This window comes from Vibrio sp., from assembly GCF_048266485.1.
Taxonomy (GTDB): Bacteria; Pseudomonadota; Gammaproteobacteria; order Enterobacterales; family Vibrionaceae; genus Vibrio.
The window spans coordinates 74,160-89,024 of record NZ_JBLWZK010000009.1; the positions used below are offsets into that span (position 1 = coordinate 74,160).

The 14,865-nt window shown below is 42.2% G+C and carries 12 protein-coding genes; 3 read left to right on the plus strand and 9 right to left on the minus strand.

Annotated elements, in window-relative coordinates; translation table 11 throughout:
- Positions 1-193: 193 nt before the first annotated feature.
- Positions 194-406, plus strand: coding sequence for a VF530 family DNA-binding protein (locus ACN0T8_RS11450; RefSeq protein ID WP_417880758.1), 213 nt, complete (start codon positions 194-196; stop codon positions 404-406).
- A 171-nt stretch (positions 407-577) separates the two neighbouring features.
- On the opposite strand, the gene fusA is transcribed toward ACN0T8_RS11450, so the two are convergent.
- Positions 578-2,668 (minus strand): elongation factor G, encoded by a 2,091-nt coding sequence (fusA, locus tag ACN0T8_RS11455; protein ID WP_417880759.1) that lies wholly within the window; start codon positions 2,666-2,668, stop codon positions 578-580.
- A gap of 242 nt (positions 2,669-2,910) precedes the next feature.
- On the opposite strand from fusA, the gene mtgA reads away from it, so the two are divergent.
- On the plus strand, positions 2,911-3,600 hold the full coding sequence (gene mtgA, locus ACN0T8_RS11460; protein ID WP_417880760.1) for a monofunctional biosynthetic peptidoglycan transglycosylase: 690 nt from the start codon (positions 2,911-2,913) through the stop codon (positions 3,598-3,600).
- A gap of 99 nt (positions 3,601-3,699) precedes the next feature.
- Here the strand turns inward: mtgA and radA are convergent, their stop codons facing one another.
- Together radA and serB are read right to left on the minus strand one after the other, a co-directional pair.
- Positions 3,700-5,082: a DNA repair protein RadA gene (gene radA / locus ACN0T8_RS11465; RefSeq protein ID WP_237294777.1), complete on the minus strand. Its 1,383-nt coding sequence runs from the start codon at positions 5,080-5,082 to the stop codon at positions 3,700-3,702.
- 313 nt (positions 5,083-5,395) lie between these two features.
- Positions 5,396-6,397, minus strand: a complete 1,002-nt coding sequence (serB, locus tag ACN0T8_RS11470) for a phosphoserine phosphatase (RefSeq protein WP_417880761.1) — start codon at positions 6,395-6,397, stop codon at positions 5,396-5,398.
- A gap of 217 nt (positions 6,398-6,614) precedes the next feature.
- Between serB and ACN0T8_RS11475 the strand changes: the two genes are divergently transcribed.
- Entirely contained in the window at positions 6,615-7,217 is a 603-nt protein-coding gene (locus tag ACN0T8_RS11475) for a YtjB family periplasmic protein (protein WP_417880762.1), read from the plus strand.
- 80 nt (positions 7,218-7,297) lie between these two features.
- On the opposite strand, the gene deoD is transcribed toward ACN0T8_RS11475, so the two are convergent.
- The 6 genes from deoD to ACN0T8_RS11505 form a co-directional block, all read right to left on the minus strand.
- On the minus strand, positions 7,298-8,014 hold the full coding sequence (gene deoD / locus ACN0T8_RS11480; RefSeq protein ID WP_417880763.1) for a purine-nucleoside phosphorylase: 717 nt from the start codon (positions 8,012-8,014) through the stop codon (positions 7,298-7,300).
- Between the two features lie 185 nt (positions 8,015-8,199).
- Positions 8,200-9,420 carry a phosphopentomutase gene (gene deoB / locus ACN0T8_RS11485; protein WP_417880764.1) on the minus strand — a complete coding sequence of 407 codons (1,221 nt, stop codon included), beginning with the start codon at positions 9,418-9,420 and terminating at the stop codon, positions 8,200-8,202.
- Between the two features lie 28 nt (positions 9,421-9,448).
- Positions 9,449-10,798, minus strand: a complete 1,350-nt coding sequence (gene deoA, locus ACN0T8_RS11490; protein ID WP_417880765.1) for a thymidine phosphorylase — start codon at positions 10,796-10,798, stop codon at positions 9,449-9,451.
- Positions 10,799-10,884: 86 nt separating this feature from the next.
- Positions 10,885-11,658, minus strand: coding sequence for a deoxyribose-phosphate aldolase (deoC, locus tag ACN0T8_RS11495; RefSeq protein ID WP_417880766.1), 774 nt, complete (start codon positions 11,656-11,658; stop codon positions 10,885-10,887).
- 569 nt (positions 11,659-12,227) lie between these two features.
- Positions 12,228-13,481 carry a NupC/NupG family nucleoside CNT transporter gene (locus tag ACN0T8_RS11500; protein WP_417880767.1) on the minus strand — a complete coding sequence of 418 codons (1,254 nt, stop codon included), beginning with the start codon at positions 13,479-13,481 and terminating at the stop codon, positions 12,228-12,230.
- 222 nt (positions 13,482-13,703) lie between these two features.
- The gene (locus tag ACN0T8_RS11505; protein ID WP_417880768.1) at positions 13,704-14,558 is read right to left on the minus strand and encodes a TatD family hydrolase; all 855 of its coding nucleotides are present in this window, start codon (positions 14,556-14,558) and stop codon (positions 13,704-13,706) included.
- Between the last annotated feature and the right edge of the window lie 307 nt (positions 14,559-14,865).

Below are 14,865 nucleotides of genomic sequence, written 5' to 3' on the forward strand. Positions count from 1 at the left end.
CTCGGGTCTCGGGTCTCGGGTCTCGGGTCTCGGGTCTCGGGTCTCGGGTCTCGGGTCTCGGGTCTCGGGTCTCGGGTTAAGTCTTTCCATCCTTTCGCTTACTGTCAATATCATATTATTCAAAATATGCTTATATTCATTCCCCTACTTGCTATACTCGGCGCATCTTATTTTATAGTAGGTTTCTCCTAACATGACTCAAAACAACGATCCTCTACATGGAATCACACTTCAAAAATTACTCACCGAACTGGTTGCTCATTACGGTTGGGATCAACTCAGTCAGATGGTAAACATTAACTGCTTCAAAAAAGATCCAAGCATTAAATCAAGCTTAAAGTTTTTGCGCCGCACACCTTGGGCAAGAGAAAAAGTTGAACAGATCTATATTGATTTGAAAGGATAGTTGCGAGTTACGAGCGCTTTTCGAGCCACTAACAGTGCCCCTTCCCGAACATCGAGTGCCACTAAGGCTTTTCCTAGAAACTAGGAACTAGCATCTAGGAACTTCTTCCAAACATAAAAAAACCCGCTATCAATAGCGGGTTTTTATTAAGCTTTAATCAGCGAAAAAGAATTACTTCTTCTCAGCTTCTTTACGTGCTTTAACGTCAGCAATTACTTGCTCTGCTACGTTTGCAGGACATGGTGCGTAGTGTGCGAACTCCATAGAGAACTGACCACGACCAGAAGTCATTGTACGTAGAGAACCGATGTAACCGAACATTTCTGAAAGCGGTACGTCAGCCTTGATGCGAACGCCTGTAACGCCAGCTTCTTGGTCTTTGATCATACCACGACGACGGTTAAGGTCACCGATTACATCACCAACGTGATCTTCTGGAGTGAACACGTCTACAGCCATGATAGGCTCAAGAAGTTGAGCACCAGCTTTAGGCATAGATTGACGGAATGCACCTTTCGCTGCAATTTCAAATGCTACTGCAGATGAATCGACTGCGTGGAAACCACCATCAAATAGTTCAACTTCAACGTCTAACGTTGGGAAGCCAGCGAGAACACCTTGGTCCATCATACCAGCAAAGCCTTTTTCGATTGCAGGCCAGAACTCTTTAGGTACGTTACCACCAACAACTGTTGATGTGAACTTGAAGCCAGAGTTTTGCTCACCAGGCTTGATACGGTAATCGATCTTACCGAATTGACCAGAACCACCAGACTGTTTCTTATGCGTGTAGCTATCTTCAATTTCTTTAGTGATAGTTTCACGGTAAGCAACCTGAGGTTGACCAACGATTAAGTCTACGCCGTAAGTACGCTTCAAGATATCTACTTTGATGTCTAAGTGAAGCTCACCCATACCTTTAAGGATGGTTTCGCCTGAATCTTCATCAGTTTCAACTTGGAAAGATGGATCTTCTGCAACCATTTTACCAATTGCAATACCCATTTTTTCAGAACCGCCTTTATCTTTAGGCTGTACAGCAATCGAGATTACTGGAGTTGGGAATACCATTGGTTCCAGAGTTACTGGATTCTTAGGATCACATAGAGTGTGACCAGTTTGCACGTTCTTCATACCAACGATAGCAATGATATCACCCGCTTGAGCGAAAGATAATTCTTTACGATCATCAGCTTGCATTTCAACCATACGACCAACACGTTCAGTTTTACCTGTGAACGAGTTCAAGATAGTGTCACCTTTGTTCAATTTACCAGAGTAAATACGAACAAAAGTTAGGGCACCAAAACGGTCATCCATGATTTTAAATGCTAACGCTTTGAAAGTTTCATCAGCAGAAACGATGGCATGGTTGCCAGTTTCGTTGCCTTCTTCATCCATAAGAGGTTGAGGATTAACTTCAGTTGGAGAAGGTAGGTAATCAACAACAGCATCAAGTACTAGTTGCATACCTTTGTTTTTAAATGCTGAACCACAGTATGTTGGGAAGAACGCTAGGTCACGAGTACCTTTACGGATACATGCTTTAACTTGCTCAATAGAAGGCTCTTCACCTTCCATGTAAGCCATCATTAACTCGTCGTCTTGCTCAACAGCCGTTTCGATTAGTTCTTCGCGATACTGTTCAACATCGTCAACCATGTCCGCAGGAATATCTTCAATGGTGTAGTTTTCTGGAAGACCAGTTTCGTCCCAGATGTAAGCTTGACGAGAAAGAACGTCTACAACGCCTTTAAAATCATCTTCGATACCGATTGGTAGAGTCATAATTAATGGAGTTGCCCCCAATACTTTCTTAACTTGATCTGCAACACGGTAAAAATCTGCACCCATACGGTCCAGCTTATTTACGAAAATAATACGTGCAACGCCAGATTCGTTCGCGTAGCGCCAGTTTGTTTCTGACTGAGGCTCAACACCACCAGAACCACAGAATACACCGATACCGCCATCTAGAACTTTAAGAGAACGATATACTTCTACGGTGAAGTCAACGTGCCCCGGAGTATCGATAACGTTGAAACGGTGATCTTTCCAGAAACAACTTACAGCTGCTGATTGGATTGTAATACCGCGCTCAGCTTCCTGTTCCATGAAGTCAGTCGTTGATTCGCCATCGTGCGTCTCACCACTTTTATGGATGGTACCTGTAAGCTTAAGAATACGCTCAGTTGTAGTCGTTTTACCCGCATCAACGTGGGCAAAAATACCAATGTTTCTGTATTTTGATAAGTCAGTCATTGTCTTACTCTATTAATAGGATATAAAGTTCGCGCAGAGTATAACACAATCTGTCAAGACTGATATCCCCTGTGTGCATTTGGATAAAAAATCTTTTTTTGCTAGTTATACCCAAGTAACTTCAAGGTGCTAGGGTATATATTGATTATTTCGTCATTGGTCGATTAGCTTTTTCTCAAACTCTCGCTATTCTAATTATTTCACATTATTCTACTTTAAACACATTCAAGCAAAGGAAGCGCATGAGTCAGTGGTTTAAAAAATGGTTAATACGGATATTAATCTCTTTCTTCGTTTTTACCATCGTCATTACTTTGCCTCTAAAATTCATTAATCCATTCGTATGGAGCTGGAAAGTACAACGTGCTTGGTTTCCACCAGAACAATACCGTCATTACTCCCCTACTGATTGGGTAAATTTAGACAATATTTCTCCATATATGCAACTGGCCGTGATGGCTTCAGAAGATCAACGTTTTCCACAACACTACGGTATTGATTTTGTTTCAACTCAAAAAGCCATTGCAGATATGATTTCTGGTGAACGCTTTCGTGGTGCCAGTACTTTAACTCAACAAACCGTTAAAAACTTATACCTATGGCCAGGTAAAGATATCTTCCGCAAAGCACTGGAAGCCTACCTTAGTTTATTGATTGAGTTGGAATGGGGGAAATCTAGAGTTCTAGAGATTTATCTCAATATAGTCGAATTTGGCCCAGGCATTTTTGGTGTACAAGCTGCCAGCCTACATTATTATGGCATTCCAGCAAGCCAACTTTCTATGTCACAAGCGGCTCGATTAGCCGCAGTGCTTCCCAATCCCTATAAGTTTCATGTCCAAAGCCCAACGCCTTATGTCTGGCAGAGAGTCGATTGGATTGAAACTCAGATGAATCAATTAGGGTTGGGATATTTGAGGGGGATGGATTAACGAAGAGCGTCTATCGTGTCTCGGACGCTACGCTGCTCATTTATCGAAAGAACACATCGAGTACCGAGCAACGATAAGCGCAGCGTCCGAGCTTCGTTTTTACAACTCATCAAACGCATCTATCGCTTCTGATAACTTCTTCACTCCATGGATCTGCATGCCTGCAATTCCACCTTTTGGCATATTCGCGGCTGGCACGATCGCTTTTTTAAAGCCGTGTTTATACGCTTCCATTAAACGCTCTTGACCACTTGGCACTGGGCGAATTTCGCCGGCTAAACCTACTTCGCCAAACACCACCACATCTTTTGGTAGTGGGCGATCTTTAAAGCTAGATAGCAGAGCCATTAGTAATGCTAAGTCAGCACTAGTTTCTGCAACTTTCACCCCGCCGACGACGTTAACAAATACATCTTGATCCGCCATTTGCAAACCGCCATGTTTATGCAGTACCGCAAGTAGCATGGATAAACGGTTTTGATCAAGACCGACAGCCACGCGTCGTGGATTGGATAGTTGAGAATAATCCACCAGCGCTTGAATTTCGACCAACAACGGTCTAGTGCCTTCCCATACCACCATCACCGAACTGCCGGAGGTTTCTTCATCACCACGCGACAAAAAGATCGCCGAAGGATTACTCACCTCTTTTAACCCTTGGCCCGTCATGGCAAATACGCCTAATTCATTAACTGCACCAAAACGGTTTTTATGGCTACGCAAAGTTCTAAAGCGGCTATCCGCACTACCATCAAGTAGTACAGAACAGTCAATAATATGCTCTAGTACTTTTGGGCCAGCTAAGGTGCCATCTTTGGTTACGTGGCCGACTAAAAATACCGCGACATTATTTTGCTTGGCATAACGAGTTAAGGTGGTGGCCGATTCACGAACTTGGGAAACACTCCCCGGCGATGATTGAACATCGGCAACATGCATGACCTGAATGGAATCGATCACCATGATTTTCGGTTGTTCTTTTTCTGCGATCTGACAAATCTTATCGACATTGGTTTCCGACAGCATTTTCAAGTGCTCTTTTGGCAAACCAAGACGTGAAGCACGCATCGCCACTTGTTGTAGAGACTCTTCACCCGTGACATATAAGGTTGGCATTTGCGCCGCTAAACGACACACGGTTTGTAATAATAAAGTACTTTTACCTGCGCCGGGATTCCCCCCAATCAACACCGCGGCACCGGGAACTATCCCACCACCTAGTACTCGGTCAAACTCTTTAAAGCCTGTCGAAAAACGTGGGACTTCTTGCAAGTCAATTTCGGATAAGTTCTGAACTTGTGCATCCGACTGCGACCCCGCATAACCAGATAAACGTTCATTACGCGCCACTTGAGGCGAAGCCGCTAATCGAACTTCTGTAATTGTGTTCCATGCACCACAGGCATTACATTGCCCCTGCCAACGTGGAAAATCCGCACCACAGTCATTACAGACATATGCTCGTTTTGCTTTACTCGCCATGAAGAAAAGTACCTAAGTTAATTGAAGATATCGATTAATTGAATATAAATGAATATGCGTGGCTCGGTTTTACCCCGCCGTCATTCCGTACATGAGCCTAAGCGAAGAAGATACGGAATCTCCTACAACAAATTGAGATTCAAATCGTGGAAGGAGATCCTGAACTGCGCTCCTACGTCGCTTTTCAGGATGACGATTTATTTTATCTATTGGGAAAACTCTTTCCCGATCCACTAGAAGTGAAACGCCCGAAACCCGAACAACGGGCTCTCGAGCGCAGCGAACTCGCAATACGCTTCTCGATTTGCTGTTACTACGGAATCGCTTTCCAACTCACACGTTTTTGCTGTACTAATGCCGCCGACAAAATACACAGCACCCCGCCAAGGCCAGCGTAACGGATCGCGGTTTTAGCTTGTTGCTCAACTTTAGGTTTCGCATGATAAGCCACCCCTAAACCGGCGGTTGCCATCATAACGAGATCGTTCGCGCCGTCGCCTACTGCAATCGTATTGTGTTGTTCGACGTCATATTCATCGGCAAGGGTTACTAAGATATCGGCTTTGGTTTCTGCTGAAACAATATCACCGAGAACTTTGCCGGTTAGCTTACCATCAACAATTTCTAAGGTATTTGATTGGGCGTAGTCTAACCCTAGTGTGTCTTTTAAGTAGTCTGAGAAATAGGTGAAACCACCTGAAGCTATCGCGGTTTTCCAGCCTAATTGTTTTAGGGTCGTCACAAGCTCTGCTAGATCTGGCATTAGAGGCAAATTCTCACGTACCTGAGCTAGAATCGATTCATCCGCGCCTTCTAATGCGCCAACTCGTTCTCTTAAACTTTCTTCAAAATCTAACTCACCTTGCATCGCTCGCTCAGTAACTTCAGATACTTGATCACCAACACCGGCTAGCTTGGCAATTTCGTCAATACATTCAATTTGAATTGCCGTGGAATCCATATCCATCACAATTAAGCCTGGTTTGGTTAATTCAGGCAGTACACTGATAGACGCGCAATCTAAACCCAGCCCATGAATAAATTCTATCATTTCAGGAATAAGCTCGCCGCCCATTAAAGCGACTTCATAATGCCCGACTTTCCATGAATCAAGCACAGGGTTAAAACGTCCAGTAAATACGTCAATTCGGTCAAAATAACCAATCGATAAATGCTCCCCAAAAATGATCCACTGAGCTTTTTGTTTATCTAAACTCGAATACAAATGAGATTCTGGTAATCGCTTCACCAACGACATACTTCGTTGAATTTTTAAACTGCGTTGCGGAATGTGGAAAGATGCTGACACGTCCATGTTTTTGCCTTTTTTATCCAAATAATTAGAATTTATGTCATTGCGGTATTAATATTACCCAAACAGCAATGGTCAAGTTTACCCTCAAGTAACTGGGTTTTATGCGTTGTATCACAATATTGCATAGCAACTTACCCTATTGCAATTTATTAACGCAAGTCTCAAACTAACAATTCACTTCTTTTCGTTAATTATTACGTTATAAAGGAAATTCTTGATGCAAACTTCGCTATTTTCTTGGCGTGTCTTTTTACGCTTTGTTGCGATCATCCTGCTAGGTGGAATGTTTGCTTATACTATCATTAATAGCTTTGTGATCAGCCGTGATAACGAACATATCCAAAGTCAGCAGCTTGAAACCCTAACCAATATTTTAATATCACAAGCCGCATTAACCGCAACTGACTTAATTGCGAATGATGACCAAGACCATTTACTCAAACTGGCCAACCAAATAGCCTCAGACGAATTAGTGTTTGATGCCACTATTTATAATGCCGAAGGGATCAAATTGGTTGCTAGCGATAAAGCAAAAGGGGTTAGAGAAATTCTTGGTTTAGATACACCGCTAAAAACGGCTTCTATCGGTCGAGAGCAATTAGTAAAACCAATTTTTCATGAAAATACGATCGTCGGGTTTATGCGTATTACCTTTGAAAAAGGCAAGGTTACAGCGATATCCGATCACCGCTATCGTAATAGTGATCACTTAATGTATATGATGCTGATATTAAGCTTTATTAGTGGCATTCTATTGTGCTTACTATTACTTTATAAGCCCAAAGATCAAGTGGAAAATATTTTACTTAAAGATTTATAGACGGGTCTCGGGTCTAAAAAATCAAACCTCTTGATAGTCGACTATCAAGAGGTTTTTTAGTATTAGACAGAGATGAATGCTTACTTGTCGCCAAGTAATACAGAATCTAAAGCAATATGAATCATATCATTGAAGGTAGTCGCACGCTCATCGGAGGTAGTTTGCTCACCGTGTTTAATATGATCAGATACCGTACAAATCGCTACTGATTTTGCGCCGTATTCAGCTGCAACACCGTAGATACCAGCGGCTTCCATTTCTACACCTAAAATGCCGTACTTATCCATAACTTTGAACATATCTGGATCTGGTGTGTAGAATAAATCTGCAGAGAATAAGTTACCGACTTTCACGTCAATACCACGAGTTTTTGCCGCTTCTTCTGCATTTTTTACCATTTGATAGTCAGCAATCGCTGCAAAGTCGTGATCTTTAAAACGTAGACGGTTTACTTTTGAATCGGTACATGCGCCCATGCCAATCACAACATCACGCAATTTAATGCCGTCGCTTACTGCACCACAACTACCCACGCGGATGATCTTCTTCACACCGAAATCTTTAATTAGCTCAGTTACGTAGATAGAACAAGACGCAATACCCATACCGTGGCCCATTACAGACACTTTACGACCTTGGTAAGTCCCTGTGTAACCAAACATATTTCGTACATTACACACTTGAATTGCGTTATCTAAAAAGTTTTCTGCAATGTACTGCGCGCGAAGTGGATCACCCGGCATAAGTACTACGTCTGCAAAATCACCCATTTCAGCATTAATATGTGGAGTTGCCATGTTTGTATATCCTTTATATATATTTTTGTTTAATCGTTAATGAGGGGCGTAGCTCGTGCGCTATGCTTCTCGTAACTAGAGTGCTTTGCTTCTAGAACAAAGCACTCTGACAATTAATTTTTAGAAGTTTGTTTAATCGAATGCCGTTGCTATCGAGTTACGAGCATTCGAGCAACGAGATTCGTCTATAAAAACGACTTACCGTATTCCATATCAGACGTACCGAAGTATTCTGCTAGGCTTTGGCCTATATCGGCAAAAGTATCACGGCGACCTAGTGAACCTGCTTGGATTTTAGGGCCTGACACTAAGACCGGGATATGTTCTCGAGTATGGTCGCTTCCCGGCCACGTTGGATCGCAACCGTGGTCAGCGGTCAAAATCAGTACGTCATCTTCTTGCAGCATTGCTTGAATTTCAGGTAAGCGCTTGTCGAAGTACTCTAGTGCCGCCGCATAGCCTGCTACATCACGACGGTGGCCGTAAGATGAGTCGAAATCAACAAAGTTAGTAAACACAATAGTGTTATCACCCGCAGTCTTCACTTGCTCTAGTGTTGCATCAAACAATGCTTCTAAACCTGTTGCTTTTACTTTTTTCGTAATACCACAACCTGCGTAGATATCTGAAATCTTACCAATTGAGATCACTTCGCCATTTTTTTCATCAACCAGTTTTTGCAGCACGGTTGCTGATGGCGGCTCAACGGATAAATCACGACGATTACCAGTACGAGCAAATTCACCTGCTTTATTGCCGATAAATGGACGAGCAATAACACGGCCAATATTATAAGGTTCAAGCTCTTCACGTACGATTTGACATAGCTCTAGTAAATTGTCTAGGCCGTAGGTTTCTTCGTGGCAAGCGATTTGGAACACTGAATCGGCAGAGGTATAAAAGATAGGTTTTCCGCTCTTCATGTGCTCTTCGCCAAGCTCATCTAAAATCACCGTACCCGATGAATGACAGTTACCTAGATAACCTTTCAAGTTAGCGCGTTCAACAATCTTGTCGAGTAGCTCTTGAGGAAAACTATTTTTTTCATCGGTAAAGTACCCCCAATCAAACAGCACTGGCACACCAGCAATTTCCCAGTGCCCAGATGGTGTATCTTTACCTGAAGATAATTCCGCTGCGTGAGCATAAGCGCCAGTGATTTCGGCGTCTTCATCCAGCCCAATAGGGAAAGTTCCTGTTGATTCTTGAGCGGTTTTTCCTAAACCTAATTTCGATAAGTTAGGTAGACGTAAAGGACCACTGCGATTTTCATTATCCGCTAAACCTTTATTACATTGCTCAGCAATATGACCTAATGTATCGGCACCTACATCACCAAACTTATCAGCATCTTGCGTTGCGCCAACACCGAAAGAATCCAATACTAAAATAATCGCACGTTTCATAGTTGATACTCCTGCCAAACAGTGATCGTTATAGATCTTCTGCTCGAATTTGACGATAAATCTCTGGTGTCGGTTGATAAGTTTCATCAGACACCGTGATCGCTTGTTGTAATTCCTTAGCCGTTTGCTGCCATTGTGCTTCACTTCTTGCGTGAATCATCGCTAATGGGGTATTGCTATTGGCTTGCTCACCTAGGCGGATAAATTGGTCAAAGCCAACCGCGTAATCAATGCTATCCGATGCCACTTTACGGCCACCGCCCATTGATACCACCGCCATACCTATCGCACGAGTATCCATAGCGGTTACTGTACCCGCTTGCTCTGCGTAGACTGGCTTAACGATTTCAGCTTTAGGTAAATAAGCATCGTAGTTTTGTACAAAATCTTTCGGGCCACCAAGACCAGCTACCATTTTGCCAAAACATTCCGCTGCACGGCCGTTATCTAAAACCGCCTGTAATTTAATTCGAGCATCTTCAGTACTCTCAGCTAAATGGCCAAGCACCAACATTTCAGCACATAAGGTCATTGTCACTTCAAATAAGCGAGGGTTACGCACTTCACCACGAGAGTTTCTCTCTCCCGTTAAAAATTGCACCGCTTCTTTCACTTCTAAAGCGTTACCGGCTGACGACGCCAATACTTGGTTCATATCTGTAAGAATAGCAGTGGTCTTAGTGCCTGCGCCATTTGCCACCGCAACAATAGATTGAGCGAGCTCTTCTGAAGCTTCGTAAGTTGGCATAAATGCACCAGAACCGACTTTGACGTCCATAACTAGTGAATCTAAACCTGCTGCCAGCTTCTTAGATAAGATAGAAGCAGTAATCAGAGAGATATTATCAACCGTTGCTGTGATATCTCGCGTGGCATAAACACGTTTATCAGCAGGTGCTAAATCGCCCGTTTGACCAATAATCGCTACGCCAGCCTCTTTGGTTACATCACCGAAAACTTCATTGGAAGGCATGATGTTATAACCTGGGATTGATTCTAATTTATCCAGTGTCCCGCCAGTATGTCCTAGACCACGGCCAGAGATCATAGGGACAAAACCACCACAAGCGGCGATCATCGCACCTAACATTAATGAGGTCACATCTCCGACGCCTCCAGTTGAATGCTTATCGACGATTGGGCCTGGAAAGTTCATGTGTGACCAATCGATCACCATACCGGAATCTCGCATCGCACACGTTAATGCAATCCGTTCATCCATATTCATTTCATTGAAGAAAATGGTCATTGCGAATGCAGCAATTTGACCTTCTGAAATCGTGTCATCGGCAACGCCTTGAATGAAGAAGTTAATTTCTTCAGCCGTCAATACTTCACCATCACGCTTTTTTCGAATAATTTCTTGAGGAAGATACATAGCTATCACCCATTCATATACGAGAGGGAAAAGTAATAACTTTGGTTACTTTCGCAACCAAAGTTATTACTATCAATTAGGTAAGATTAGTAGCCGCCTTCCGCCGCTTTTTCACCTTTTCCTAACGTATTTAAAAGGTTGGCTAGTAGACTGGATGCACCAAAACGGTAATGCATGTTATCAGCCCAATCAGCGCCAAGGATCTCATCGGCCATCGCAAGATAAGCTTGAGCATCTTCAGCGGTACGTACGCCACCAGCAGGCTTAAAGCCAACGGTTTTCGCTACGCCCATATCGCGAATCACTTTCAGCATAATTTCTGCTGATTCTGGCGTTGCGTTAACGGGCACTTTACCGGTTGAAGTTTTGATGAAGTTAGCGCCTGCTTCGATTGAAATTTCTGAAGCTCGTTTGATCAAAGCTTCTTCTTTAAGTTCACCGGTTTCGATGATCACTTTAAGTAATACATCGCCACATACGGCTTTACATTGCTTAACAAGATCAAAACCTGTTTTTTCATCACCAGCAATTAATGTACGGTATGGGAAAACTACATCCACTTCATCTGCGCCATAAGCAATAGCGGCTTTGGTTTCAGCAACTGCAATCTCAATATCATCGTTACCATGTGGGAAGTTAGTCACAGTTGCAATGCGGATCTCAGGCGTACCTTGTTCACGCAGCGTTTTCTTCGCAATTGGAATAAAACGTGGGTAAATACAGATGGCAGCAGTATTGCCAACCGGTGACTTTGCATTTTTACAAAGGGCAATCACTTTCTCATCGGTATCATCATCATTTAGTGTGGTGAGATCCATTAATTTTAGTGCACGTAAAGCTGCTGCTTGTAAATCGCTCATTTCTATCTCCGATATCAAAAAATTATTATGACAACTGTTGCTTTCACACTACTTCAAATATAAATAACTCATTTAAAGTGTAGTGTGATTCTCTGTACTCTCCTCAAAAACAATGTGTTTTAAAAGATCGTCAGAGCCAAGTTGTCAGAAATGAACGGACTTGGTTCCTTGAAGACTTAGCTCGTCAACTAATTAATTTAATTAGCATAGCTCGCTAATTGCAATCCCTGTCACCGCACAACCAATTCACCAGTAAAGCCGGAGTTTGGCTGCAAACACATCATGTGTTGTGAACATATCTCACTAACAAACTTATTGAATCCTTAATAAGCTCGATGAACAAAACTCAATGAACATACATTGTTAGTGTGAATTTACTGGTGATTATACTGATTTATTCCGTGAGGTCAGTCACTATCCTGAACGCAAACGGTTTGTATCTCAAAAAGCCTTAATATATACATAAAGGTTATGACTTTAATCTGTAATGCTAAAACGCAAAAAGCCGTAGCAAGTTCATGCTACGGCTTTACACTACATATTAATGGCGTCTATATAAAAACCTTAACTTACATTGCAGATAGCGTTAAGAAGAAACCTGCAATCGTTGCTGCCATTAAGTTAGATAACGTACCTGCAGCAATAGCCTTCATACCCATACTTGCAATCTCAGAACGACGGGCTGGTGCTAAACCACCTAAGCCACCTAGAAGAATCGCAATAGAAGAAAGGTTAGCAAAACCACATAGAGCAAATGAAATAATTGCTTTGGTCTTCTCAGACAAGGCAACTTGTGCACCTTCAGCTAAGTAAGGAGCAAAATTAGAGTAAGCAACAAATTCATTCAAAATAGTTTTTTGACCGATGAAAGTACCTGCAATAGTTGCTTCAGACCAAGGAACACCGATTAACCATGCTAATGGAGCAAATAAGTAACCAAGGATAAGTTCCATACTTAGTTCGGGCATACCGAACCAGTTACCTACCCCACTAAGGGCGCCATTCACTAATGCAATTAGACCAACGAAAGCCAATAGCATCGCACCTACATTTAATGCAAGTTGTAAACCAGATGATGCACCGTTTGCTGCTGCATCGATAACGTTAGCTGGTTTGTCTTCATCAGCTTGTTCGATATCGTCAAGTTGATCAATTGGCTCATCGGTTTCAGGCTTGATGATTTTTGCAAACAGTAGGCCACCAGGAGCTGCCATAAACGATGCTGCGATTAAGTATTCAAGAGGAACACCCATTGCTGCATAACCCGCCATTACACCACCAGCAACAGAAGCTAAACCACCACACATTACGGCAAATAACTCAGATTTAGTCATCTTAGGAACAAATGGACGAACCACTAATGGTGCTTCTGTTTGACCGACAAATATGTTAGCTGTTGCAGACATTGATTCTGCGCGAGAAGTACCCAGTGCCTTTTGTAATCCACCGCCTAATACCTTAATGACAAATTGCATAATGCCAACATAGTAAAGTACTGAAATAAGCGCAGAGAAGAAAATGATAGTTGGTAGTACTTTAAAAGCAAAAATAAAACCAATACCCGAAACAGAGAAGTTAACTAGGTTACCAAATAGGAACCCGATACCTTCATTACCAAAGTCTATTACATACTGAACGCCATTAGTCATAGCGTTTAATACATCTTTACCCCACGGCACATACAATACAAATGCGCCAAGTAGGAATTGGATGGCAAATGCGCCACCTACGGTTCTTAAATTAATTGCTTTGCGGTTGTCGGAAAGGAGTACTGCAATTGCAATCAGTACAAACATGCCGACAATGCTCATAACCAGGCTCATGGTATATGGCTTCCTTATTCTGAAGTGAGTTATTTAAAGTGGAGCTCGAAAAAGCGAAGGCGATTATACTCTGACAACAGGTAACAAAGTAATACCAAAATCACACTTATTCATGAAAATTAAATGAAAAACATAATATCACGTGACCTACATCACTAAACGTTTGGCTTTTTTATATTGACAGAAAAGCAAACGGTTGCATTGTGTTCATCAAATTTATCACTAAATTTGAAATAACTGACAACTATTAAACCAAAGTTGCTTGGCAATCTCGGATTTTGGTTCTTTACGTAATACACATAATGAGTCAAATATGTCTAACAAATGCACTGGATGGTTCGCTTTACCTTGATACCCAAAAACTGGCATATCAGGTGCATCGGTTTCAAGCACTAAACGGTTTAATGGTAATTGAGCAATTGCTTGACGAGTTTTATTTGCCCGTTGATAAGTAATTACCCCACCTACTCCAATATAGAAGCCTAATTTCACATATTCCAATGCCTGCTGATAACTTCCCGAAAAAGCGTGAATGACACCACCTTTTTGTGGAGGGTTATTACGCAATCGCGGTAAGATCTTATCGTGAGATTTACGAGAATGGATAATGAGAGGCAAGTTATGTTTAATCGCCAGTTGTAGTTGACCATCAAAGAGCTGGTATTGCTTTTGAATATTTTGCTCGGTTAACAGTGACGCATCGAGCATAAAATCTAATCCGCACTCCCCTATCGCGACACACTTAAGATCTCTTTTCGTTAACGCCTTATCAAGTTGCTCAAGCGAGGATTCACTCTGTTGGTCTAAAAGACGATGTTGGCCTAAAAAACAGTTTTGCTCTAGACAACTGTGCTGATCTAAGAAATAAGGATGCAAGCCTAGGGAATAGTAAATCGAGGGGTATTGCGCTGACAGCGATTGTAAATGTTCCCAACCGGATTGCTGAGTCGCAGGAATGACAATTTTACACACCCCGGCCTCTTGTGCTTTAGATAACTCTTTATTGAGATCAGAAAAAACAGGAAAGTCGAAATGGCAATGGGTATCTATAAAAGTGTAATTAGGCATTAAAGTCATTTTTATCGGTCGGCTTTGTAGTATGCGTCGGATCAGGCCGATAAGCACAGCAACTACGTTTATGCTCTGGTGTTAAACCGAGCTCTTCACACCATGCGTCATAGCGTGCCAGCCAGTGTTTTAATTTTGCTAATAACATATCACCCTCGTGTTTCGTGTTTCGTGTTTCGTGTTTCGTGTTTCGTGTTTCGTGTTTCGTGTTTCGTGTTTCGTGTTTCGTGTTTCGAAACAATTAAAGCAAAAGGGTTGACACTACGCCAACCCTTTTCATTATAACTTCAATATTGCTCACTAAGTGTGATTACCA

Excerpts from the sequence above, each read along its gene's own strand:
- ACN0T8_RS11450 (WP_417880758.1), top strand. The coding sequence starts at position 194 with ATGACTCAAAACAACGATCCTCTACATGGAATCACACTTCAAAAATTA.
- fusA (WP_417880759.1), bottom strand. The coding sequence starts at position 2,668 with ATGACTGACTTATCAAAATACAGAAACATTGGTATTTTTGCCCACGTT.
- mtgA (WP_417880760.1), top strand. The coding sequence starts at position 2,911 with ATGAGTCAGTGGTTTAAAAAATGGTTAATACGGATATTAATCTCTTTC.
- radA (WP_237294777.1), bottom strand. The coding sequence starts at position 5,082 with ATGGCGAGTAAAGCAAAACGAGCATATGTCTGTAATGACTGTGGTGCG.
- serB (WP_417880761.1), bottom strand. The coding sequence starts at position 6,397 with ATGGACGTGTCAGCATCTTTCCACATTCCGCAACGCAGTTTAAAAATT.
- ACN0T8_RS11475 (WP_417880762.1), top strand. The coding sequence starts at position 6,615 with ATGCAAACTTCGCTATTTTCTTGGCGTGTCTTTTTACGCTTTGTTGCG.
- deoD (WP_417880763.1), bottom strand. The coding sequence starts at position 8,014 with ATGGCAACTCCACATATTAATGCTGAAATGGGTGATTTTGCAGACGTA.
- deoB (WP_417880764.1), bottom strand. The coding sequence starts at position 9,420 with ATGAAACGTGCGATTATTTTAGTATTGGATTCTTTCGGTGTTGGCGCA.
- deoA (WP_417880765.1), bottom strand. The coding sequence starts at position 10,798 with ATGTATCTTCCTCAAGAAATTATTCGAAAAAAGCGTGATGGTGAAGTA.
- deoC (WP_417880766.1), bottom strand. The coding sequence starts at position 11,658 with ATGAGCGATTTACAAGCAGCAGCTTTACGTGCACTAAAATTAATGGAT.
- ACN0T8_RS11500 (WP_417880767.1), bottom strand. The coding sequence starts at position 13,481 with ATGAGCCTGGTTATGAGCATTGTCGGCATGTTTGTACTGATTGCAATT.
- ACN0T8_RS11505 (WP_417880768.1), bottom strand. The coding sequence starts at position 14,558 with ATGACTTTAATGCCTAATTACACTTTTATAGATACCCATTGCCATTTC.